Source organism: Sphingomonas sp. S2-65, from assembly GCF_021513175.1.
GTDB lineage: Bacteria > Pseudomonadota > Alphaproteobacteria > Sphingomonadales > Sphingomonadaceae > Sphingomonas.
On the sequence record NZ_CP090953.1, the window covers coordinates 946475 to 967348 of the forward strand.

Below are 20874 nucleotides of genomic sequence, written 5' to 3' on the forward strand. Positions count from 1 at the left end.
TCAGCCGGTGCCGGGCTGAACGCTCTCGTCATCGTCGATGTCCGACGTCGCCTCGCCTGCGGGCACCGATCCCTGCAGCGTGCCGTCGCCTACTTCGGCATGCGCGTCGTCGGTCGGCGCGCCGCTGTCGTGATGCGTCTCGTCGCCCAGCGGCTTGTCGTCTTCAGGGTCGGTCATCTGCAGCCTCCTGCGGTTGGGGATCTCCCCAACAACCGCCGGACGCTCGAAAGGCTGCGCGCCCCGAACCATCCGGCGACTGTACCGCCTCGCTCAGCCGACGAACGCCCGCTCCACCACGAACTCGCCGGGATCGTTGCGCGTGCCTTCGTTCATTCCCCAGCCTTCGAGGATCTCGATCATGTCCTTGTTGAACGCGATCGAGCCGCAGATCATGAAACGCGTGTCGGCGCGATCCTCCACCGTCAGGTTCAGTTCCTCGCGGAACGTGCCTTCGCGGATCAGGTCGGTGATCCGCCCCTTGCGGTGAAACTCGCCGCGCGTCACCGTCGGGTAATAGGTGAACCGGTCCTGCAGCAGCTCGCCGAAGATCTCGTCGGTGCGGATCTCTTCTTCCAGGAAGTCGCGATAGGCGAGCTCCTCGGACTGGCGCACCGTGTGGGTGATGATGATCTGCTCGAACTTCTCGTGCGTCTCGGGATCGCGCAGCACGCTCAGGAACGGCGCCAGCCCGGTGCCGGTGCCCACCATCACCAGCCGCTTGGCCGGCTTGAGCGCGTCGACCACCAGCGTGCCGGTCGGCTTGCGGCCCAGGAAGATGTGGTCGCCGGGCTGCAGATGCTGGAGCCGCGAGGTGAGCGCGCCTTCCTGCACCTTGACCGAGAAGAATTCGAGATGCTCTTCCCAGGCCGGGCTCGCCACCGAATAAGCGCGCAGCAGCGGCTTGCCCTCGGGACCGGCCAGCCCGATCATGATGAACTCGCCGGACTGGAAGCGGAAGCTTTGCGGGCGCTTGATCCGGAAGCTGAACAGGCCGGAGGTCCAGTGATGGACCCAGGTCACTTCCTGCACGTCCAGCCCGCGCTTCGCGCCGATCTCGCGCATCTGCTCCAGGTCGACCGTCTCGTTCACGTCTTGCTCCCACATTCGCTTGGGTCTGCGGGCCACGGGCCCGAAACAAAGGATCGCGCCCCTTGGCACGATTTGCCGCGCGCCACGACCCCTTTTGCCGCCGGAAATCGCCAAGAAAAACTTGGCTTCCATGGGGCCCGGCGCCGCATAGCCTAGCTTCGGTCAATTCCGCGGCGCGCGGCAATAGGATAGCATGGCCGGCAGCAGATGAGGGGAAAGCGTGTGACGATCGGCAGGATTGGCTGGATTCTCTTGGCCTTGCTGGGCGCGGTGGCGCTGGGAATCATCGCCACGGCGCGGGGCGAGCCGGTCAACGCGGTGTGGATCGTCGTCGCCGCCGTCGCGGTCTACCTGATCGCCTATCGCTTCTACGCGCTCTACATTGCGAAGAACGTCCTCCAGCTCGATCCCGCGCGCCCCACCCCGGCGATGCGTCACGGCGACGGGCTCGATTTCGTCCCCACCAATCGCAACGTCCTGTTCGGCCACCATTTCGCCGCCATCGCCGGCGCCGGCCCCCTGGTCGGCCCGGTGCTCGCCGCGCAAATGGGCTATCTGCCGGGCATGCTGTGGATCCTGGCGGGCGTCGTCCTTGCCGGCGCGGTGCAGGATTTCATGGTCCTGTTCCTCTCGATGCGCCGCGACGGGCGCTCGCTCGGCGAGCTCGTCCGCATGGAAATGGGTCCGGTCCCCGGCACGATCGCCTTGTTCGGCGCCTTCATGATCATGATCATCATCCTGGCGGTGCTGGCGCTGATCGTCGTGCGCGCGCTCGCCGGCAGCCCCTGGGGGCTGTTCACCGTCGCCGCCACCATCCCGCTCGCCGTGGTGATGGGCGTCTATATGCGCTGGATCCGCCCCGGCCGCGTCGGCGAGGCCTCGATCATCGGGCTGGTCGGGCTGATCCTCGCCATCGTCTATGGCCGCGCCGTCGCGGAAAGCGCGTCGCTGGCGCCCTGGTTCACCTACACCCCCGTCCAGCTCTGCTGGATCCTGATCGGCTATGGCGCGATCGCCTCGCTGCTGCCGGTGTGGCTGCTGCTCGCCCCGCGCGACTATCTCTCGACCTTCCTCAAGATCGGCGCGATCACCGCGCTCGCGGTCGGCATCGTCATCGTCGCGCCGCCGCTCCAGATGCCGCCGCTCACCAGGTTCATCGACGGCACCGGCCCGGTCTGGTCGGGCTCGCTCTTCCCCTTCCTGTTCATCACCATCGCGTGTGGCGCGGTCTCGGGATTCCATGCGCTGATCGCCAGCGGCACCACGCCCAAGCTGATCGCGTCCGAAGGCGACGCCACCTTCATCGGCTATGGCGCGATGCTGATGGAAAGCTTCGTCGCCATCATGGCGCTGGTCGCCGCCTCGGTGATCGAGCCCGGCATCTATTTCACGATGAACAGCCCGGCCGCAGTGATCGGCACCGATGCCGCCAGCGCCGCCGCCGCGGTCAGCGCGATGGGCTTCCCGATCACTCCCGATCTGATCACCAGCACCGCCGCCGACGTTGGCGAGCATACGATCATCTCGCGCGCCGGCGGCGCCCCCACGCTCGCAGTGGGCATGGCGCACATCTTCAGCCAGCTGATCGGCGGCAAGGCGATGATGGCCTTCTGGTACCATTTCGCCATCCTGTTCGAGGCGCTCTTCATCCTCACCGCGGTCGATGCCGGCACGCGCTCGGGCCGCTTCATGCTCCAGGATCTGATCGGGCTGGCGGTGCCGAGCTTCCGCAATTCCTCGTCCTTCCTGCCCGCGCTGATCGGCACGCTGGTCTGCGTCGGCGCCTGGGGCTTCTTCCTCTATCAGGGCGTCACCGATCCGCTCGGCGGCGTGAACACGCTGTGGCCGCTCTTCGGCATCTCAAACCAGATGCTCGCGGCGGTCGCGCTGATGCTCGCCACTGCCGTGCTGTTCCGGATGAAGCGCGAACGCTATGCCTGGGTGACGATGGTCCCCACCGCCTGGCTGCTCGCCTGCACCGTCACGGCGAGCCTGCTCAAGCTGTTCTCGGCCAATCCCGGAATCGGCTTCCTCGCCCATGCCCATCGCTATTCGGATGCGCTGGCCAGCGGCGCGCTGCTCGCGCCTGCCAAGTCGGCGGGCGAGATGCGCCGCATCATCACCAACGACCGCGTGGACGCAGCGCTGTGCGCGGTCTTCCTGTTCGTGGTGCTGTCGATCCTGTTCTACGCGATCAAGACCTGCGTCGCGGCCCGGCGCCTGCCTTATCCCAGCATCCACGAACTGCCTTTGGTGCAGACGGAATGATCCGCCCCCTCCTCGCGCGGATCGCGGAGACCGCAAGGCTGATGATCGGCCAGCCCCCCTATGAGGCCTATCGCACCCACATGGCCGCGAATCACCCCGACCAACCGCCAATGACCCGCGCCCAATTCTTCCGAAACCGCCAGGACGCCCGCTTCAACAGCCGCAACGGCCGCTGCTGCTGAAGAACTCGGCTTTATCCCCCTCGCCCCCGCAAGGGGGAGAGGGTTGCGCAGACTTAGTCTCTGCGAAGCGGAGGCTTAGTCGAAGCTGGGAGAGGGGGTTGCGGCTGCGCAAGCAGCCGCGCGGCGCTCAGCGCCGCCCTACCCCTCTCCAAGCTACGCTAGGCAGCAAGCTGCCAAGCTTCGCTATCCTCTCCCCTATCAAGGGGAGAGGATGTAAACCCTCACTCGAACTCCAAAATCGCCGCATCCACCGCCAGGCTGTCCCCGGCCGCGAAGTTCGCCGCCTTCACCACGCCCGCCCGCTCGGCGCGCAGGATGTTTTCCATCTTCATCGCCTCGACCACCGCGAGCGCCTGCCCCGCCTCGACCTGGTCCCCCGGCGCGACATGCAGCTGGGTCAGCAGCCCCGGCATCGGCGCGAGCAGGAATTTCGACAGGTCCGGCGGCACCTTCTCGATCATGTGGTGGCGATATTGCGCGACATGCGAGGGCAGCACTTCCACGCGGTGCGTCGCGCCGCGCGCGGTCAGCCGCCATGCCGAGCCCTTGCGGTCGACGCCCACGGTCAGCGGCTCGTCGTCGATCCGCGCGACGAACAGCGGCTCGCCCGGCCGCCATTGGCCGATCAGCTCCATCGGCTCGCCTGCGCCCTTCACCAGCCGCTCGCCTTCATGGCTCTCGACGCTCAGCACGAAGCGCTCGCCATCCACCGTGACCACGCGCTCGCTCGATCCGAGCACCGGCCCGTTGAGCTGCCCGGAAACCTGCGCGCCGCGATGGCTCCGCTCCAGGTCGATCACCGCCGCCATCGCCGCCAGCTTGCGCCGGAGCGCGGGCGACGCCGGCGCGCCTGCAAACCCGTCGGGATATTCCTCGGCAATGAAGCCGGTGGTCAGCGCGCCGTCGCGGAAGCGCGGGTGCTGCATGATCGCCGAGAGGAAATCGATATTGTGGCCGATGCCGTCGATCCGGAAGCGGTCGAGCGCCGCGATCTGCAGGTCGGCGGCCTCTTCGCGGGTCGCGCCATAGGTGATCAGCTTGGCGATCATCGGATCGTAGAACATCGAGATCTCCGATCCCTCGGTCACCCCGTCGTCGACGCGGACGCCATTGCCTTCGCTCGGCGGAAGGTAGCGGACCAGCCTTCCCGTGCTTGGTAGGAAGCCCCGATAAGGGTCTTCAGCATATACTCTATTTTCGATTGCCCAGCCCGAAAGCGACACCTCGTCTTGTGTAAAGGAGAGTGTAAATCCCGCCGCCACGCGGATCATCTGCTCGACCAGGTCCAGCCCGGTCACCAGCTCGGTCACCGGGTGCTCGACCTGGAGCCGGGTGTTCATCTCGAGGAAGTAGAACCCCTCCCCGCTGGTGTCCGCGCCGCTGACGATCAGCTCGACCGTACCCGCCGAATAATAGCCCACCGCCCGCGCCAGCGCGACGGCCTGCTCGCCCATCCGCTTGCGCATCTCGGGCGTGACGAAGGGCGACGGCGCTTCCTCCACCACCTTCTGGTGGCGGCGCTGGATCGAGCATTCGCGCTCGCCCAGATAGACGATGTTGCCCTGCTGGTCGCCCAGCACCTGGATCTCGATATGCCGCGGCTGCTCGATGAACTTCTCGATGAACACGCGGTCGTCGCCGAAGCTCGCCAGCCCCTCTCGCTTGGTCGCCTCGAAGCCTTCGCGCACGTCCTGTTCGGACCAGGCCAGCCGCATCCCCTTGCCGCCGCCCCCGGCCGAGGCCTTCATCATCACCGGATAGCCGATCTCGCCCGCGATCCGCACCGCATGCTCGGTATCGTCGATCTCGCCGACGAACCCCGGCACGACGTTGACGCCCGCCTGCAGCGCCAGCTTCTTGGATTCGATCTTGTCGCCCATCGCCGCAATGGCTTCGGGCGGCGGTCCGATGAACGCGATCCCCGCCTCGGCGCACGCCCGCGCGAAGCTCTCGCGCTCCGACAGGAAGCCATAGCCGGGATGGATAGCATCCGCCCCGGTCTCCTTTGCGGCGAGCAGGATCAGCTCGGCCTTGAGATAGCTCTCCGCCGCCGGAGCCGGCCCCAGCCGCACGCTCTCATCGGCCATCCGCACATGCGGCGCCCGCGCGTCCGCATCCGAATAGACCGCCACGGTGGCGATCCCCATCTTCTTGGCGGTGCGGATGACGCGGCAGGCGATCTCACCGCGATTGGCGACCAGGATTTTCTTGAACACTATCGCTTCTTCCGTTCTCGAATGAAGAGCCAAAGGGCGGCACACCAGATCGGCAGGACAACCACAGCTTGGAGTGCGGCCTTTTTTGCAATGCTAGTGCGAGCGGCATCTGCGCAGGCTGCGCCATACAGGTCTGGGAGACTACAATCGAAGGCTGCGGTTGAGTAATCCACGAGGGTCAGCAACAGCCAACCCGCGCCAACCAGCGAGAGAGTCAAAAAGACAATTGACGAGGCTCCGGGGGCCCTCACTCCGCCGCCTGCAGTTCCGCCTTCACCTCCGCCGCCATCGGCGTGAGCCCCAGCCGGGCGAACAGCGCCGCGTCCTTGTCGTCGCCGGCGTTGCCCGCCGTCAGCAGCTTGTCACCGGTAAAGATCGAGTTCGCCCCCGCAAGGAAGCACAGCGCCTGCGCCGCATCGCTCATGCTCTCGCGCCCCGCCGATAGCCGCACCATGCTCCCCGGCATCGTGATCCGCGCCACCGCCACGGTCCGCACGAATTCGATGTCGTCGATCTTGGCCAGCGGCGTATCGGCCAGCATGTCGCCCAGCACGGTGCCCTTCACCGGCACCAGGGCATTGACCGGAACGCTCTCGGGATGCCGCGGCAGCGTCGCCAGCGCGTGGATGAAGCCGACACGGTCCTCGCGCGTCTCGCCCATCCCTACGATCCCGCCGCAGCACACGTTGATCCCGGCGTCGCGGACATGCTCGAGCGTGTCGAGCCGCTCCTCGAAGCTGCGGGTCGTGATCACCTCGCCATAGCGCTCGGGCGACGTGTCGATATTGTGGTTGTAGTAATCCAGCCCGGCATCGGCGAGCATCCTGGCCTGGGGCGGCGTCAGCATGCCCAAAGTCATGCAGGTTTCCATGCCCATCTGGCGCACGCCCTGCACCATCTGGATGATCGCAGGCATGTCGCGGTCCTTGGGATTGCGCCACGCCGCGCCCATGCAGAAGCGCGAGCTGCCATTGTCCTTCGCCTGCGCCGCCGCCTGCAGCACCGCGCGCACGTCCATCAGCTTGGTCGCCTTGAGCCCGCTCTCGGAATGCACCGATTGCGAGCAATAGCCGCAATCCTCGGGGCAGCCGCCGGTCTTGATCGACAGCAGGGTCGACATCTGCACTTCGTCCGCAGCGTGATGCGCGCGATGCACCTGCGCGGCGCGGAACAGCAATTCGGTGAAGGGCAGGTCGAACAATGCCGCGATTTCCGGGCGCGTCCAATCGGTGCGCGTGCGGCTTCCCTCGGCAACAGGGGCAACGAACTCAGTCATTCGGCAGCTTCTCCAAGGGGCGGCAGATTATGCCCCAGCAATCGCAACACTTCGGCCGCGGCGTTCACCAGATTGGTGCCTGGGCCGAAGATGGCCTGAACGCCGGCAGCGCGCAGGAACTCATAGTCCTGCGGCGGGATGACGCCACCGGCAACCACCTTGATGTCGGCCCGGCCGGCCTCTTTCAGCCGGTCGATCAGTTCGGGGATCAGCGTCTTGTGCCCCGCCGCCAGGCTCGACGCGCCGACCACGTCGACTTCGCGCTCGATCGCGAGGGCCGAGGTTTCGGCGGGGGTCTGGAACAGCGGACCCGAAATCACGTCGAACCCCAGATCGGCAAAGGCGCTCGCCACCACGTTGGCGCCGCGGTCATGCCCGTCCTGCCCCATCTTGGCGACCAGCACGCGCGGCTTGCGGCCGATCCGCCGCTCGAACGCGGCAACGCCGTCCAGCGCGCGCAGCCAGCCGGCATCGGCGGCATGCGCCGGCCCATAGACGCCCTTGATCGGGGTGACGCCCACGGCATGCCGCCCGAACGCCACTTCCATCGCCGCCGACATCTCGCCCAACGTGCACCGCGCCCGCGCCGCCTCGACGCACAGCGCCAGCAGGTTCTCGTTGCCTTCCGCGCCCCGGCGCAAATTGCCCAGCGCTTCCTCGGCCTTCGCGGAATCGCGCTCGGCGCGCGTCCGTTCGATCCGGCGGATCTGGTCGGCGCGAACCCGGGCATTGTCGATGTCGAGGATGTCGATCGGCGTCTCTTCGGCCAGCCGATACTTGTTCACGCCGACGATCACGTCCTCGCCCCGGTCGACCCGAGCCTGCCGAGCCGCCGCGGCGCGCTCGATATGCTCCTTGGGGAAACCCTTCTCGACTGCGTGGATCATGCCGCCGCTGGCCTCGACCTCCTCGATCAGCGCCCAGGCCTTGTCGGCCAGTTCCTTGGTCAGCGCCTCGACATAATAGCTTCCGCCCAGCGGATCGACGACATGCGTCATCCCGGTCTCCTCGGCCAGGATCAGCTGGGTGTTGCGCGCGATCCGCGCGGAGAAGTCGGTCGGCAGCGCCACCGCTTCGTCCAGGCTGTTGGTGTGCAGGCTCTGCGTGCCGCCCAACGTGGCCGCCATCGCTTCCACGGTCGTGCGGATGACGTTGTTATACGGGTCCTGCTCCTGCAGCGACACGCCCGAGGTCTGGCAATGCGTCCGCAGCATCTGGCTGCGCGCATTCCCCCCGAAATCGGCGATGATCCGGCTCCACAGCGTGCGCGCCGCGCGAAGCTTCGCCACTTCCATGAAGAAATTCATACCAATCCCGAAGAAGAACGACAAACGCCCTGCAAAGGCGTCGATATCCAGCCCGCGCTCCAGCGCGGCACGGACATAGGCCATGCCGTCGGCCAGCGTGAAGGCCAGCTCCTGCACCGCCGTCGCCCCGGCCTCGTGCATGTGATAGCCCGAGATCGAAATCGAATTGAACCGCGGCATGTGCTGCGCGGTGTACGAGATGATGTCGGCGACGATCCGCATCGAAGGCTCGGGCGGATAGATATAGGTGTTGCGGACCATGAACTCCTTGAGGATGTCGTTCTGGATGGTCCCGGTAAGCTGGTCCTGGCGCACCCCCTGCTCTTCCGCGGCGACGATGTAGAACGCCAGGCACGGCAGCACGGCGCCGTTCATCGTCATGCTCACGCTCATCTCGTCCAGCGGGATGTCGGCGAACAGGATCTGCATGTCGGCCAGCGTGTCGATCGCGACGCCCGCCTTGCCGACATCGCCGGTCACGCGCGGATGATCGCTGTCATAGCCGCGATGCGTCGCCAGATCGAACGCGACCGAGAGCCCCTTCTGCCCCGCCCCCAGATTGCGCCGGTAAAAGGCGTTGGACTCCTCGGCGGTCGAGAAGCCGGCATATTGCCGGATCGTCCAGGGCCGCCCGGCATACATGCTCGCCTTCACGCCGCGCGTGAACGGCGCGAACCCTGGCAACCCAGGATCTGGCGCATCTTGCTGCGTATACAGCGGCTTGACTGCGATACCTTCGGGCGTGTGCCAAGTCAGATCGGCGTCGCGTACTTCCTTGGCCGCGAGCTTCGCCCAGGCATCGAGATCGGCTTTGTCGGTCACCGGCCCTTGAACTCCGCCTTGCGCTTCTGGAGGAACGCCATGCCGCCCTCGATCGCGTCCGCCGTACCGCGCGCCATGCGCTGGTTGTCGGCTTCCAACGCCATTGCCTCGCCATAGCTCGACGAGAGCCCGGCATGCAGCTGCCGCCGGATCATGCCCAGCGCCAGCGTCGGCCCCTTGGCAAGCCGCTCGGCGAGCCGCCAGGCCTCGGCGTCCAGCATGTCCTCATGCACGACCTGGTGCACCATGCCCCAGTCCCGCGCCTTCTCCGCCGAGATGCGCTCGCCCAGCAGCATCATCTCCAACGCGCGAGAGCGCCCGATGAGCCGCGGCAACATCCAGCTTGCGCCGCCATCGGGCACCAGCCCGATATTGACGAACGCCTGGAGAAAATAGGCGCTGCTCGCCGCCACGCAGAAATCCGCGGCAAGCGCCAGGCTGCAGCCGATCCCCGCGGCGGGTCCGCGCACCGCGCTCACCACCGGCACGCCCAGCTCGGCGATCGCCAGCAGCGTCGGGTTGTAATGCTCGGTCAGCGCTGCGTGCGTCGCCGCACCGGGATCGTCTCCGGTCAGCGCAGCGCCGCCGACATCCGCGCCCGAGCAGAACGCCTTGCCCGCGCCCAGCAGCAGCACCGCCCGCGCGCCGTCCAGCGTCTCGAGCGCGGCGCGGATCTCGTCGAACATCGCCGTCGGTGCGGCATTGAGCCGTTCGGGCCGGTTGAGTGTGATCGCCAGCACGTCGCCGCGCCGCTCGGTCAGGATATGCTCATAGGCCATCAATGCTCGCCCCTTGGCGATTCCATGATCTCGGTCAGCACGCCGCCCATATCCTTGGGGTGAAGGAAGAAGATCGGCGTGCCGTGCGCACCGACGCGGGGCTCGCCCAGCAGCCTGGCCCCCTTGGACTCGAACCAGGCCTTGGCTTCGTGAATGTCGGGCACTTCGTAGCACAGATGATGCTGGCCACCCGCCGGGTTCTTGGCGAGGAAGCCGTGCAGCGGCGAGGTCTCGCCCAGCGGCTCGATCAATTCGATCTGGGTATTGGGCGTATCGACGAAGCACACCCGCACGCCCTGCGCCGGCAAGTCGAACGGCTCGCCGATGCTCGTTGCACCCAGCACGTCTCGATACAACGCGATCGACGCTTCGATCGACGGTGTCGCTACGCCGATATGGTTCAAGTGACCCAGCTTCATGACAACAGGATCCAAAGCTGCAATCCCCCCATCACAAGCCAGACGGTGAGCAAAGCCGCGCGCCAAGCGAGCGCCGACCGAAATCGCTGCTCCTCCGAAGGTATTTTCTGCCCATCCAACGCTGTCAGCTCACCGCACACGACGGCGTTGCGTACCTGACGGAAAGTCTGATTTGCCCAAGAAAGGCTCACGATGATCCCCAACGCCTTAGGAACGAAGAACAGTGCCGCTAAACCGGCGCAGAGAAAAACAATCCCCAAGACCCCCAAATTGTTGGCAGCCTGATGTGCCCAGGTCACAACGGGATGTTGTCGTGCTTCTTCCATGGGTTCTCCAGTTGCTTGCCGCGCAGCTTGCGTAGCCCGAGTGCCACCCGCCGCCGCGTCGAGTGCGGCAGGATCACTTCGTCGATGAAGCCCTTGCTCGCCGCCACGAACGGGTTGGCGAAGCGCGCTTCATATTCCGCGGTACGCTCGGCGATCTCCTCGGGCGTCTTGCCGCGGAAGATGATCTCCACCGCGCCCTTGGCCCCCATCACCGCGATCTCGGCGGTCGGCCAGGCATAGTTCAAGTCGCCGCGCAGATGCTTCGACGCCATCACGTCATAGGCGCCGCCATAGGCCTTCCGCGTGATCACCGTGATCTTGGGCACCGTCGCCTCGGCATAGGCAAAGAGCAGCTTGGCGCCGTGCTTGATGATCCCAGAATGCTCCTGTCCGACGCCGGGCAGGAAGCCCGGCACGTCGACGAAGGTCAGGATCGGGATATCGAACGCGTCGCAGAAGCGCACGAAGCGCGCCGCCTTCTTGCTCGAATTGATGTCGAGCACCCCGGCCAGCACCATCGGCTGGTTGGCGACAATGCCGACGGTGCGCCCTTCCACCCGCCCGAAGCCGATCAGGATGTTGCCGGCATGCGCAGGCTGAACCTCGAAGAACTCGCTTTCGTCGACCACCTTCCGGATCAGCTCGTGCATGTCGTAGGGCTGGCTGGCCGAAGGCGGGATCAGCGTGTCGAGGCTTTCCTCCAGCCGGTCCCACGGATCGTCGCACGGCCGCTCGGGCACCGCCTCGCGGTTCGACGCCGGCAGGAAGTCGATGAAGTCGCGCGCGGCCAGCAGCGCCTCGATGTCGTTCTCGAACGCCACGTCCGCCACGCCCGATTTCACCGTATGAGTCGACGCGCCGCCCAGCTCTTCCTGCGTCACCACTTCGTTGGTGACCGTCTTCACGACGTCGGGCCCGGTCACGAACATGTAGGAGGAATCCTTCACCATGAAGATGAAGTCGGTCATCGCCGGCGAATACACCGCCCCGCCCGCGCACGGCCCCATGATCAGGCTGAGCTGCGGCACCACGCCCGAAGCCAGCACGTTGCGCTGGAACACCTCGGCATAGCCGCCCAGGCTCGCCACGCCTTCCTGGATGCGGGCGCCGCCCGAATCGTTCAGGCCGATTACCGGGGCGCCGACCTTCAGCGCCATGTCCATGATCTTGCAGATCTTCTGCGCATGCCGCTCGGAAAGCGACCCGCCGAACACCGTGAAATCCTGCGAGAAGACGAACACCAGCCGCCCGTTGATCGTGCCCGATCCGGTGACCACGCCGTCGCCGGGGATCACTTGCTGCGCCATGCCGAAATCGACGGCATTGTGTTCGACATACATGTCGAGTTCTTCGAACGAGCCCTCGTCCAGCAGCACGTGAAGCCGCTCGCGCGCGGTCAGCTTGCCCTTGGCATGCTGCGCGTCGATGCGCTTCTGTCCGCCGCCCAGCCGGGCGGCATCGCGGCGCCGCTCGAGTTCCTCGATGGTCGACGACATGGCTTCTCCTCTCGCCCCGCATCAACCAGAGTTGGCGGGCGGGCGCAACATTATTACGCGTCCGATCGCCCTCCGCCTGCGCGCGTCAGAATCCCTCGAACAGGCAATAACCTCGCCATCCCGGCCTTGAGCCAGGATCCCGCTTCTTCTTCTGTCATTGCAACGCCGGAGGACGAGGAGGACGGCCTAAGCCCCCGACCGCGTCCCGACATGCCCGCCCAGCGCGCTGTCCTGCGCGCGGTCAGTGGTGCTGTCGACATCGCGAATGTCGTCCACCGCGCCGTCCTGCGGCGCCTGCTCGCCCGCACCGATCCGGTCGTTCTCGCTTACCGCGGTTTCGAAATGCTCGTGCCCGCGGTGCTCACCCTCGCTGCGCGAGCGGCCCTCATGCATGCGCCGATCGTCATGTGCCATGATGCGTCTCCTTCGCCCGACCAACCCCCGAACGGCTTCTCCGGTTGCCGCCTTATGCGCCGCCATGGCATATTCGCGCGACAAGATAAGGAGAGGAACCATGGCCACTGCGCTCCAGCAGAAGCCCGGCATGATTGAGGCGGAATGGGAGGCGCGCCAGCAGCTCGCCGCCTGCTACCGGGTGTTCGACCATCTCGGCTGGTCCGAGATGATCTACAACCACATCACCCTGAAGGTGCCGGGCGAGGAAGGCGCCTTCCTGATCAACCCGTTCGGACTCCACTTTTCCGAAGTGAAGGCGTCCAACCTCGTCAAGATCGACATCGACGGCAACAAGCTCGACGACTCGCCTTATCCCGTCAACCGCGCCGGCTTTGTCCAGCACGCGCTGTTCCATCGGCATCTGCCCGACGCGCATTGCATCGCCCACACCCACACCACCGCGGGCATGGCGGTAAGCAGCGTCGAGGGCGGCCTGCGCCCCATCAACTTCTACGCCTGCGCCTTTGCCGGGCAGATTGCCTATCACGATTTCGAGGGCGTGACCGTTCGCGACGAGGAAGGCGAACGCCTGCTCGGCAATCTGGGTGACCGGCGGGTGATGCTGCTGCGCAACCACGGCATCCTGGTGATGGGCCGCACCGTTGCCGAGGCCTTCATCAAGCATTGGTCGCTCCAGCGCGCGTGCGAGATCCAGCTCGCCACCGCCAGCATGGGCGAGCCGCTGCTGGTGTCCGACGAAGTGATCGCCGTGCATCAACGCGACCTCCACATGGCACAGGTCCCCGGCGGACCCGGCGCCGCAGACTTCGCGGCGATGGTGCGGCTGGTCGACCGCGTGGACCGGAGCTGGCGCGACTAGAGCCTGCTGCTGTCTTAGCCAGTTCCCCGGCCTGCGCCGGGGAACCGCAGCTACCCTGTGTGGATCATAAGCCCGGCGGGCGATCAGCCAAAGCGGAACCCGCTGACCGCCCAGCCGAGAACATGGTCGCGATAGTCGCAGACTGCAGGCTCCTCGCCGCCCGCGCCTAACGCGACCATCAGCGGCAGCAGATGCTCCTCGCGCGGGTGGGCGAAGTGCGCGTGGGGCAGCTGGTCCCATCCGATCACGCGTTCGGCCCTGCGCGCCGGATCGGGATCGGTGACGGCGTCCACCAGCGCGTCATCCCACGCGTCGGCGATCGGCGTGACCTGCGGGCCGCGCGCCCGCAGATTGTGGAAGCTCATGCCGCTGCCGACGATCAGCACGCCTTCGTCGCGCAGCGGCGCCAGCGCGCGTCCGGCCGCGACATGCGCGGCGGGATCCAGATCCTGGCGCAGCGACACTTGGACCAGCGGAATGTCCGCTTCCGGCACCGCGACCATCATCGGGATGAACACGCCGTGATCCCACCCCCGCGCCTGCTCCACGCCGACGGGAAAGCCCGCGCCTTCCAGCAGGTGCTGCGCGCGCGCCGCCAGCGCCGGCGATCCCGGGGCATCCCAGCGCAGCCGGTAGGTGTGCTCGGGGAAGCCATGATAATCGAACAGCAGCGGCTGGCCGTCGCCGGCATGCACCGTGATCTGCGCTTCTTCCCAGTGGCCCGACACCAACAGGATCGCGCGGGGGCGTTCGGGCAGGCTGCCGATCAGCCCGGCGAGATAGGCCTGCATCTTCTGCCACATCGGATCGGCGGGACCGCCGTTCGGGTCCATGAAGAAGCAGGGACCGCCGCCATGCGGGATGAAGACTGTGGGCTGTCGCGGACTGGGAAGATTGCTGGACATCGCGGCAGGATCGCTCCCTCGCCCGGCCTGCGCAATCCCGGCTTCGGAAACGACGGGTTTCCCGCTAGACGCGCGAAATGACTCGCTTCACCGTCAACAATCAGCCGGTCGAGTACAAGATGGACCCGCGCACGCCGTTGCTATGGGCGCTGCGCGACGCGTCCAACCTGACCGGCACCAAATATGGCTGCGGCACCGGCGATTGCGGCGCCTGCTCGGTCGATGTCGACGGCACGCTCCGCCTCGCCTGTCAGGAGACGCTCGGCGGCCTGGAAGGCACCTTCGTCACGACGATCGAGGGCTTGTCGAACGACCGCAGCCATCCCGTCCAGCAGGCGCTGATCGCCGCCAACGTGCCGCAGTGCGGCTATTGCATTCCGGGCATCGTCATGGCCGCTTCGGTGCTGCTGCGCACCAATCCCAACCCGTCCGAGGACGACATCAAGGCAGGCATCCCCAATCTTTGCCGCTGCGGGATCTACCCCCGCCTGTTGGGCGCGGTCACCGATGCCGCCCGCATCGCTCGCGGCGACGCGGTGGTTGATGCCGAAGGGCCGCCGGCCGAGTAATCGTCATTCCTTTCAGTCACCTGTCGCCGCAATTCAGCAACGGCTCATCCGCTGCGGCCTAAACGGATTGCATCTCGGAAACGGCACTCGGCCGCCCGAGCGGAGACATGGACATGAAGAAGACCTTGCTCGCGGCACTGATCGCCGCAACGGCTCTGGTCCCGCCAGCGTTCGCGCAAGATCGCGGCGGCCGCTGGGGTGGCGGACGCCAGGGCGGCGCGTCGCAGCCCGCCCAGCAGCAGCAGCAGCAGCAGCGCAACTGGAGCCGCCCGGCGCCGACCGCGCAGCCTCAGCCGCAAGCCCAGCGGCAGTGGAACGGCGGCAACCGCGGCGGATGGTCGCGTCAGCAAGGCCAAACCCAACAGGCCCAGCCGCAGCAGCCTCAGCCGCAGCGCCAATGGAATGGCGGCGAGCGGCGCCGTCCCGACGCTCAACCACAAGCGCAATCGCAGCAGTTCCGCGGCGACGGCGATCGCGGCAACCGCGGACAGTGGGCCGGCGGGCAGCGTCAGCAGGGCTATGCCGGTGCGCAGCAGTTCCGCGGCGGCGACCGCAACGACCGCAACGACCGTGGCCGCTTCGATCGCGGCAATTCGGGATGGAACAACGATCGCGGGTCAAACCGCGGCTGGAACGGCGGCAGCGCCTATCGTGGCGACCGGAACGGCCGCTGGGACAATGGCTGGCGCAACGACCGCCGCTATGACTGGCGCGGCTACCGCACCCAGAACCGCAACCTGTACCGCCTGCCGCGCTATTACGCCCCGGCCGGCTGGGGCTATGGCTATCGCCGCTTCTCGACCGGCTTCCAGCTGAGCGCGCTGCTCTACTCGTCGCAATATTGGATCAACGATCCGTTCAGCTACCGCCTGCCGGAGGTAGACGGTCCCTATCGCTGGGTGCGCTACTATAACGACGCCCTGCTGGTGGACATCTACAGCGGCCAGGTCGTCGACACGATCTACGACATCTTCTGGTAAGCTGCGTGGAAGGGCTCGACCATCGGTCGGGCCCTTCTCGCGTCCGCGGCGCTTGCAATCGGGCGTAAGCCGCGCGATTTCAGCATGGTGAGCAAGAACAACGGATTGATATCGGGCGGCCCTTCGCCTGCCCGCGCCAGGATCGGCCATGCGGTCGCTGCCCGGCTCGAAGCCAACCCGAACATCAAGCGCGCCAAGGTCGACGCGGCGCAGATGTACACCTACGAAGCCTATCTCAGCGATGCCGAATGCGACACGCTGATCGGCTTGATCGACGAGAAGGCACGGCCCTCCACGCTGCTCGCGGTCACCGAAGACCCCGAATACCGCACCAGCGACAGCTCGGACCTCCAGCGCTGGTCGGAGGACGTATACGCGATCGACCTGCGCATCGCCGAACTGCTGGGCATTCCAGAGGAGAACGCTGAGACCATGCAGGGGCAGCGCTACTCGCCGGGCCAGCAATTCCGCGCGCATTGCGACTATTTCCACGAGAATAGCCATTATTGGGACAAGATGAAGGAAAGCGGCGGCCAGCGCACCTGGACCGCCATGGCCTATCTCAACCATGTGGAAGAAGGTGGGGCGACCTGGTTTCCAAGAGCAGGCATCCGCTTCAAGCCCAAGCGCGGCATGCTGGTCATCTGGAACAACATGTCCCCGGACGGCAGCCCGAATTACGACACGCTCCATGAAGGCATGCGCGTGATCGAGGGCACCAAGTACATCATCACCAAGTGGTTCCGCGAGGAAGCCTGGATCAAGGGGCCGATCCCGACCTATCTCGCCCCTGCCAAGCAGCAGACCGGCAGCTGAGCGGGACTGCCTCGATATCGCCACGCCCTCGCGTCAAAGTGCCCCCATGTCCGTATTGAACATCCATCGCTCGATCCTCGGCCAGCCCTGGCGTTGGCGGGGGCTGGCGGCGGACGGCCGCGATCCGAACTTCGCGCCGGACGATCTGGTGACGCAATTGCTCCTCGCCCGGGGCTGCCCGCGCGATGCGCTGGAGGCACACAAGGCGCCGAGCATCCGCGCCTTCATGCCCGACCCGTCGATCTTCCGCGACATGGACAAGGCCGCCGATCGGCTCGCCGACGCGGTCCAGGCCGGCGAGCGCGTCGCGATCTTCGGCGACTATGACGTCGATGGCGCGACTTCGGCGGCAGTGATGATCCTCCTCCTGCGCGATCTCGGACTGGAGGCCCGGCCCTACATCCCCGACCGCCTGATGGAGGGCTATGGCCCTTCGGGCGAAGCGCTGGTCCGGTTGAAGCAGGAAGGCGCAAGCCTGATCGTCACCGTCGACTGCGGCGCGCAGGCCTTTGAGGCGCTTGCCATGGCGCGTGACGCCGGCGCGGACGTGATCGTCTGCGATCATCACAAATGCGCGGCCGAATTGCCGGTGGCGGTCGCGGTGGTGAACCCGAACCGTCTCGACGAAGGCGAAGGTGCGGCGCATGGCCATCTTGCCGCCGTCGGCATGGCCTTCCTGCTGGGTGCGGCGCTGATACGGACCCTCCGCGCCCGCGGCTATTTCGCCGCCAGGTCCGAGCCCAAGCTACTGGAATTGCTGGATCTTGTGGCGCTCGGCACCGTCGCCGACGTCGCCCAGCTCAAGGGGCTCAACCGCGCCTTCGTCGCGCAGGGGCTCAAGGTCATGGCCCAGCGCCGCAACATCGGCATCAACGCCTTGATCGAGGCCTCGCGCCTGACGCGTTCGCCCACCTGCACCGACCTCGGCTTCGCGCTAGGCCCGCGCATCAATGCCGGCGGCCGCGTCGGCCGTTCGGACCTCGGGGTTCGCCTGCTCACCACCCGCGACCCGGACGAGGCCCGCCGCATCGCCGCCGAACTCGACCTGCTCAACGAAGAACGCCGGGCGATCGAAACCGAAGTCCAACAGGCGGCAGAATCGCTTTGTTTCGCTCGCAGCAACCGCAGCCTGACGATCGTCGCCGCTCGTGGCTGGCACGCGGGCGTGATCGGAATCGTTGCCGGCAGGCTCAAGGAGAAGCTCAATCGCCCCGCGATCGTCATCGCTCTCGATGATCATGGCGTGGGCAAAGGCTCGGGCCGGTCGATCCCCGGCGTCGACCTCGGTGCCGCCGTGCTCGCCGCCAAGGATGCAGGGCTGCTCTTCGCCGGCGGCGGCCACGCCATGGCGTGCGGCGTCACGATCGCCGAGGACCAGCTCGATGCCTTTGCCCAATTCCTCGAGGATCGCCTCTCCGAACGGATCACCCAAGCGATCGGCGAGCGCGCATTGCTGCTCGACGCGGTCCTGGCACCCGGTGGCGTCTGTCCCGACCTGGTGACCGCCATGGAAGCCGGCGGCCCCTATGGCATGGGTTGGCCGGCGCCACGCGTCGCCGCGGGTCCGCTCTCCGTCATCAAGGCCGATGTGGTCGGTAACGGCCATGTCCGCGCGATCGTAGCGGGCGACGACGGCCGCAGCATCAAGGCCGTCGCCTTTCGCCAGGCGGAAACCGAACTGGGCGCCGCGCTCCTCTCCGCACCCCGGCACCGCAAGCTTTGGCTCGCGGGCCGCGCCAAGATCGACGACTGGGGCGCCCGCCCCGCCGCTGAATTGCACGTCGAAGATGCTGCATGGGCAGATTAGGTGCGGAAGGCGCTTGACCGCCGCGCGATCCTTCCCTAACCGGCCCTTCCACGCTCCGGCATGGCCCCTTCGTCTAGCGGTTAGGACGCGGCCCTTTCACGGCTGAAGCACGGGTTCGATTCCCGTAGGGGTCACCACGTTCTGGAGAGCAGCCAATTTTTGCGCCGTTCTCTGGATGGTTGAACAAAACTCGGTGAGAGCGTTAGGCATCTAAACCTCGCGAGTTGAACGCGCCGCGGATCTAAAGGCGCGCTGCTTCGCTTCGACCGGCATTGGAAATCTGCGTGAGGGGCGAATAATCTTGAAAGCAGCGGATGTATTCAGCACCCTCGACATCGAACTGAAACCCGATCCATCCCGCACCGTGATCCGTCCGTTCGACTTCGGTTATCCGTCGGCGTTTGCCGAGGACCGGCCGACGCGGGCCGAAGCGGTGGCCAGCCGCGTGATGGAACTTGATCCGGCGATGCGGGAGCGCATGCTTCATCTGCTGCGAGAGGCCATGGAAACGCGCCATCGCAATGTCGATGACGTGTTCCTCAGGCGGTTCGACGAGGTGAAAGGCGCGCTCGGTGGCTTGGTGGTGGACGAAACACGCGACCGCCTGCTGCTCGGCGCTTATTTCAGCCAGGAATATGCATTCGAATCCGCAGCATTGTTCAACCCCAGCATCGTGTCCATTCCCGATCAGGACGCTGACGACGACAGCATCCGGTTCATCCTTTCCCTGCGCGGCGTGGGGGAAGGACATATCTCTTCGGTAACCTTCCGCACGGGCACTTGGGATGGTCGCAACGGGCTTGTGGTCGACCCGCCGAGTTCACAAGGCGTGCCGCCCCGGATCGAAACACATCGCGACGGCTGGGCGCGGATGCGCGCCGATGACAGCGAGAACATCTCGGAAACGGTGATCTTCCCGATGCTGCCGAGCCAAGCTCGCGGAGTCGAGGACCTTCGCCTCGTCCACTTCACCGATCACGACGGCGTCGAGAGCGTGATCGGCACTTACACTGCTTTCGACGGCGTCACCGCCCGGGCCGAACTCCTTCGCGGCATCGACGCACGCACCTATGAGATGCGCGCGCTGACCGGTGCCATGGCGGGCTACAAGGGCATGGCGCTGTTTCCCCGCCGGATCGACGGACGGTTCGCCATGATCGGGCGCCAGGACAGTGAGAACCTGTGGTTGCTCTACTCGGATGACCTGTTCAACTGGGACACCGGCACGAGGATCATGGGCCCGGAATATCCTTGGGAATTCGTGCAGATCGGCAATTGCGGCTCGCCTATCGAGATCGATGAGGGTTGGCTGGTATTCACGCACGGCGTCGGCATGGTCCGCGGCTATTGTGTGGGGGCATGCCTGCTCGACAAGACGGATCCTTCCAAGGTGCTGGCCCGTACGCCCTCCCCGCTCCTGTTCCCGAGTGCGGAGCAGCGCGGCGGCTATGTTCCCAACGTGACGTATAGCTGTGGTGCACTGCTCCACAAACGCCAGGTGCTGTTGCCCTACGCAGTCGCGGATGAATTCACTGCCTTTGCCGTCGGTAGCGTGGATGACCTGCTCAGCGTCATGGATCGCTGCTAGCCAGGCAAAGCGCGATAGCAGTGACGATCCGCATCGTCTCAAGCGGATCGCGGACCGCAATCACGTCGATGCCTGCCTGCGCGACGGGATAATCATTGCCGCCTGGATAGATGGCGTCACCCAGGAACAGCATTGCGCGCGCGGGAACCCCTGAATGCTCCGTGAGCCGGCGCATGCCATAGGCCTTGTCGATCCCCTGGCGCGTGATGTCGATAGAGGTCGATCCGCCGATATTGATAGACAAGTCCGGCAGTTGCCGCTGCAGCGCTGCCTGCAGCCGTTTGCGTTTGGCAAAGTCCGGGTCCCACGCCTTTTTAGCATCGAGCGGCGCTTCCTGGCCTAGTCCGGAAAACGTAACCTGGCTCCCGCGACCCTCGATCCGCTTCCCCCAGCTTTGGTCCTTGTCCAGCCCTTGGTCGGCACTGGCTACTTCAAGCGCCTTCCGTATCGCGGCACTTTCGTCTCGCGAGAAATCATCCGCGTAAACGCAGTGCCAGGCGCCGCCCTCGAAGCGGTAGAGCTTGGTGCCGGTGGCCGGCATGATGAACAGCTTCGTAAGGTCTGCGTCACTCGGCAATCGCGAGATGACTTGAGCCTCGAATTGCGGCCAGTCGCCGCCGGAAATCACCGCCACCTTTGTCACGCCCAGCAGCCTGCCGAGGGCAGTCGCAATCGGCTCCCCGATCGGCTGTTTGCTCTCGGCAAGCGTGCCGTCGAGGTCGAACGCGATCAGTTGCTTCATGCTGTTAGTCC

At 66.1% G+C, this 20874-nt stretch carries 20 protein-coding genes and 1 tRNA gene; 9 read left to right on the top strand and 12 right to left on the bottom strand.

Annotated features, from left to right (window positions below):
- Positions 1-177: a hypothetical protein gene (locus LZ586_RS04425; RefSeq protein WP_235078458.1), complete on the bottom strand. Its 177-nt coding sequence runs from the start codon at positions 175-177 to the stop codon at positions 1-3.
- A 93-nt stretch (positions 178-270) separates the two neighbouring features.
- Complete coding sequence (locus LZ586_RS04430; protein WP_235079732.1) at positions 271-1062, bottom strand: ferredoxin--NADP reductase; 792 nt, start codon at positions 1060-1062, stop codon at positions 271-273.
- Between the two features lie 234 nt (positions 1063-1296).
- On the opposite strand from LZ586_RS04430, the gene LZ586_RS04435 reads away from it, so the two are divergent.
- Together LZ586_RS04435 and LZ586_RS04440 are read left to right on the top strand one after the other, a co-directional pair.
- The gene (locus LZ586_RS04435) at positions 1297-3357 is read left to right on the top strand and encodes a carbon starvation CstA family protein (protein WP_235078459.1); all 2061 of its coding nucleotides are present in this window, start codon (positions 1297-1299) and stop codon (positions 3355-3357) included.
- Positions 3354-3539: a YbdD/YjiX family protein gene (locus tag LZ586_RS04440; RefSeq protein WP_235078460.1), complete on the top strand. Its 186-nt coding sequence runs from the start codon at positions 3354-3356 to the stop codon at positions 3537-3539. Before LZ586_RS04435 ends, LZ586_RS04440 begins: the two co-directional genes overlap by 4 nt.
- A 221-nt stretch (positions 3540-3760) precedes the next feature.
- On the opposite strand, the gene LZ586_RS04445 is transcribed toward LZ586_RS04440, so the two are convergent.
- The 8 genes from LZ586_RS04445 to LZ586_RS04480 all read right to left on the bottom strand — a co-directional run bounded on the left by LZ586_RS04445 (position 3761) and on the right by LZ586_RS04480 (position 12594).
- Complete coding sequence (locus LZ586_RS04445) at positions 3761-5755, bottom strand: acetyl/propionyl/methylcrotonyl-CoA carboxylase subunit alpha (protein ID WP_235078461.1); 1995 nt, start codon at positions 5753-5755, stop codon at positions 3761-3763.
- A gap of 247 nt (positions 5756-6002) precedes the next feature.
- Positions 6003-7031, bottom strand: a complete 1029-nt coding sequence (bioB, locus tag LZ586_RS04450) for a biotin synthase BioB (RefSeq protein ID WP_235078462.1) — start codon at positions 7029-7031, stop codon at positions 6003-6005.
- Positions 7028-9160 carry a methylmalonyl-CoA mutase gene (scpA, locus tag LZ586_RS04455; RefSeq protein ID WP_235078463.1) on the bottom strand — a complete coding sequence of 711 codons (2133 nt, stop codon included), beginning with the start codon at positions 9158-9160 and terminating at the stop codon, positions 7028-7030. Before scpA ends, bioB begins: the two co-directional genes overlap by 4 nt.
- A complete protein-coding gene (locus LZ586_RS04460) occupies positions 9157-9939 on the bottom strand; it encodes an enoyl-CoA hydratase-related protein (protein WP_235078464.1) in 783 nt (260 codons plus the stop codon). The genes scpA and LZ586_RS04460 overlap by 4 nt, the downstream gene beginning before the upstream one ends.
- Positions 9939-10358 (bottom strand): methylmalonyl-CoA epimerase, encoded by a 420-nt coding sequence (gene mce / locus LZ586_RS04465; RefSeq protein WP_235078465.1) that lies wholly within the window; start codon positions 10356-10358, stop codon positions 9939-9941. Before mce ends, LZ586_RS04460 begins: the two co-directional genes overlap by 1 nt.
- Positions 10355-10684, bottom strand: a complete 330-nt coding sequence (locus tag LZ586_RS04470) for a hypothetical protein (RefSeq protein WP_235078466.1) — start codon at positions 10682-10684, stop codon at positions 10355-10357. Before LZ586_RS04470 ends, mce begins: the two co-directional genes overlap by 4 nt.
- On the bottom strand, positions 10654-12180 hold the full coding sequence (locus LZ586_RS04475) for an acyl-CoA carboxylase subunit beta (protein ID WP_235078467.1): 1527 nt from the start codon (positions 12178-12180) through the stop codon (positions 10654-10656). Before LZ586_RS04475 ends, LZ586_RS04470 begins: the two co-directional genes overlap by 31 nt.
- A gap of 186 nt (positions 12181-12366) precedes the next feature.
- Complete coding sequence (locus LZ586_RS04480) at positions 12367-12594, bottom strand: hypothetical protein (protein WP_235078468.1); 228 nt, start codon at positions 12592-12594, stop codon at positions 12367-12369.
- 100 nt (positions 12595-12694) lie between these two features.
- Here LZ586_RS04480 and LZ586_RS04485 point away from each other — a divergent pair, with 100 nt between their 5' ends.
- A complete protein-coding gene (locus LZ586_RS04485) occupies positions 12695-13456 on the top strand; it encodes a class II aldolase/adducin family protein (RefSeq protein ID WP_235078469.1) in 762 nt (253 codons plus the stop codon).
- A gap of 83 nt (positions 13457-13539) precedes the next feature.
- Here LZ586_RS04485 and LZ586_RS04490 read toward each other — a convergent pair whose 3' ends face one another.
- Positions 13540-14361 (bottom strand): DODA-type extradiol aromatic ring-opening family dioxygenase, encoded by an 822-nt coding sequence (locus LZ586_RS04490; RefSeq protein ID WP_235078470.1) that lies wholly within the window; start codon positions 14359-14361, stop codon positions 13540-13542.
- Positions 14362-14438: 77 nt separating this feature from the next.
- Here LZ586_RS04490 and LZ586_RS04495 point away from each other — a divergent pair, with 77 nt between their 5' ends.
- The 6 genes from LZ586_RS04495 to LZ586_RS04520 all read left to right on the top strand — a co-directional run bounded on the left by LZ586_RS04495 (position 14439) and on the right by LZ586_RS04520 (position 20121).
- Positions 14439-14930 (top strand): (2Fe-2S)-binding protein, encoded by a 492-nt coding sequence (locus LZ586_RS04495; RefSeq protein WP_235078471.1) that lies wholly within the window; start codon positions 14439-14441, stop codon positions 14928-14930.
- Between the two features lie 113 nt (positions 14931-15043).
- The gene (locus LZ586_RS04500) at positions 15044-15910 is read left to right on the top strand and encodes an RcnB family protein (protein WP_235078472.1); all 867 of its coding nucleotides are present in this window, start codon (positions 15044-15046) and stop codon (positions 15908-15910) included.
- Positions 15911-15994: 84 nt separating this feature from the next.
- Positions 15995-16726, top strand: a complete 732-nt coding sequence (locus LZ586_RS04505) for a 2OG-Fe(II) oxygenase (protein ID WP_235078473.1) — start codon at positions 15995-15997, stop codon at positions 16724-16726.
- Between the two features lie 46 nt (positions 16727-16772).
- Positions 16773-18533: a single-stranded-DNA-specific exonuclease RecJ gene (gene recJ, locus LZ586_RS04510; protein ID WP_235078474.1), complete on the top strand. Its 1761-nt coding sequence runs from the start codon at positions 16773-16775 to the stop codon at positions 18531-18533.
- 62 nt (positions 18534-18595) lie between these two features.
- Positions 18596-18670, top strand: a tRNA-Glu gene (locus LZ586_RS04515).
- Between the two features lie 164 nt (positions 18671-18834).
- Positions 18835-20121 carry a glycoside hydrolase family 130 protein gene (locus tag LZ586_RS04520; RefSeq protein WP_235078475.1) on the top strand — a complete coding sequence of 429 codons (1287 nt, stop codon included), beginning with the start codon at positions 18835-18837 and terminating at the stop codon, positions 20119-20121.
- On the opposite strand, the gene LZ586_RS04525 is transcribed toward LZ586_RS04520, so the two are convergent.
- On the bottom strand, positions 20105-20863 hold the full coding sequence (locus tag LZ586_RS04525; protein WP_235078476.1) for an HAD-IIB family hydrolase: 759 nt from the start codon (positions 20861-20863) through the stop codon (positions 20105-20107). The two genes, LZ586_RS04520 and LZ586_RS04525, sit on opposite strands and share 17 nt — an antisense overlap.
- Positions 20864-20874: the final 11 nt, after the last annotated feature.

Excerpts from the sequence above, each read along its gene's own strand:
- recJ (WP_235078474.1), top strand. The coding sequence starts at position 16,773 with ATGTCCGTATTGAACATCCATCGCTCGATCCTCGGCCAGCCCTGGCGT.
- LZ586_RS04470 (WP_235078466.1), bottom strand. The coding sequence starts at position 10,684 with ATGGAAGAAGCACGACAACATCCCGTTGTGACCTGGGCACATCAGGCT.
- LZ586_RS04425 (WP_235078458.1), bottom strand. The coding sequence starts at position 177 with ATGACCGACCCTGAAGACGACAAGCCGCTGGGCGACGAGACGCATCAC.
- LZ586_RS04480 (WP_235078468.1), bottom strand. The coding sequence starts at position 12,594 with ATGGCACATGACGATCGGCGCATGCATGAGGGCCGCTCGCGCAGCGAG.
- bioB (WP_235078462.1), bottom strand. The coding sequence starts at position 7,031 with ATGACTGAGTTCGTTGCCCCTGTTGCCGAGGGAAGCCGCACGCGCACC.
- LZ586_RS04440 (WP_235078460.1), top strand. The coding sequence starts at position 3,354 with ATGATCCGCCCCCTCCTCGCGCGGATCGCGGAGACCGCAAGGCTGATG.
- LZ586_RS04525 (WP_235078476.1), bottom strand. The coding sequence starts at position 20,863 with ATGAAGCAACTGATCGCGTTCGACCTCGACGGCACGCTTGCCGAGAGC.
- LZ586_RS04485 (WP_235078469.1), top strand. The coding sequence starts at position 12,695 with ATGGCCACTGCGCTCCAGCAGAAGCCCGGCATGATTGAGGCGGAATGG.
- LZ586_RS04505 (WP_235078473.1), top strand. The coding sequence starts at position 15,995 with ATGGTGAGCAAGAACAACGGATTGATATCGGGCGGCCCTTCGCCTGCC.
- LZ586_RS04460 (WP_235078464.1), bottom strand. The coding sequence starts at position 9,939 with ATGGCCTATGAGCATATCCTGACCGAGCGGCGCGGCGACGTGCTGGCG.
- mce (WP_235078465.1), bottom strand. The coding sequence starts at position 10,358 with ATGAAGCTGGGTCACTTGAACCATATCGGCGTAGCGACACCGTCGATC.
- LZ586_RS04435 (WP_235078459.1), top strand. The coding sequence starts at position 1,297 with ATGAGGGGAAAGCGTGTGACGATCGGCAGGATTGGCTGGATTCTCTTG.
- LZ586_RS04475 (WP_235078467.1), bottom strand. The coding sequence starts at position 12,180 with ATGTCGTCGACCATCGAGGAACTCGAGCGGCGCCGCGATGCCGCCCGG.
- LZ586_RS04500 (WP_235078472.1), top strand. The coding sequence starts at position 15,044 with ATGAAGAAGACCTTGCTCGCGGCACTGATCGCCGCAACGGCTCTGGTC.
- LZ586_RS04490 (WP_235078470.1), bottom strand. The coding sequence starts at position 14,361 with ATGTCCAGCAATCTTCCCAGTCCGCGACAGCCCACAGTCTTCATCCCG.
- LZ586_RS04495 (WP_235078471.1), top strand. The coding sequence starts at position 14,439 with ATGACTCGCTTCACCGTCAACAATCAGCCGGTCGAGTACAAGATGGAC.
- LZ586_RS04430 (WP_235079732.1), bottom strand. The coding sequence starts at position 1,062 with ATGCGCGAGATCGGCGCGAAGCGCGGGCTGGACGTGCAGGAAGTGACC.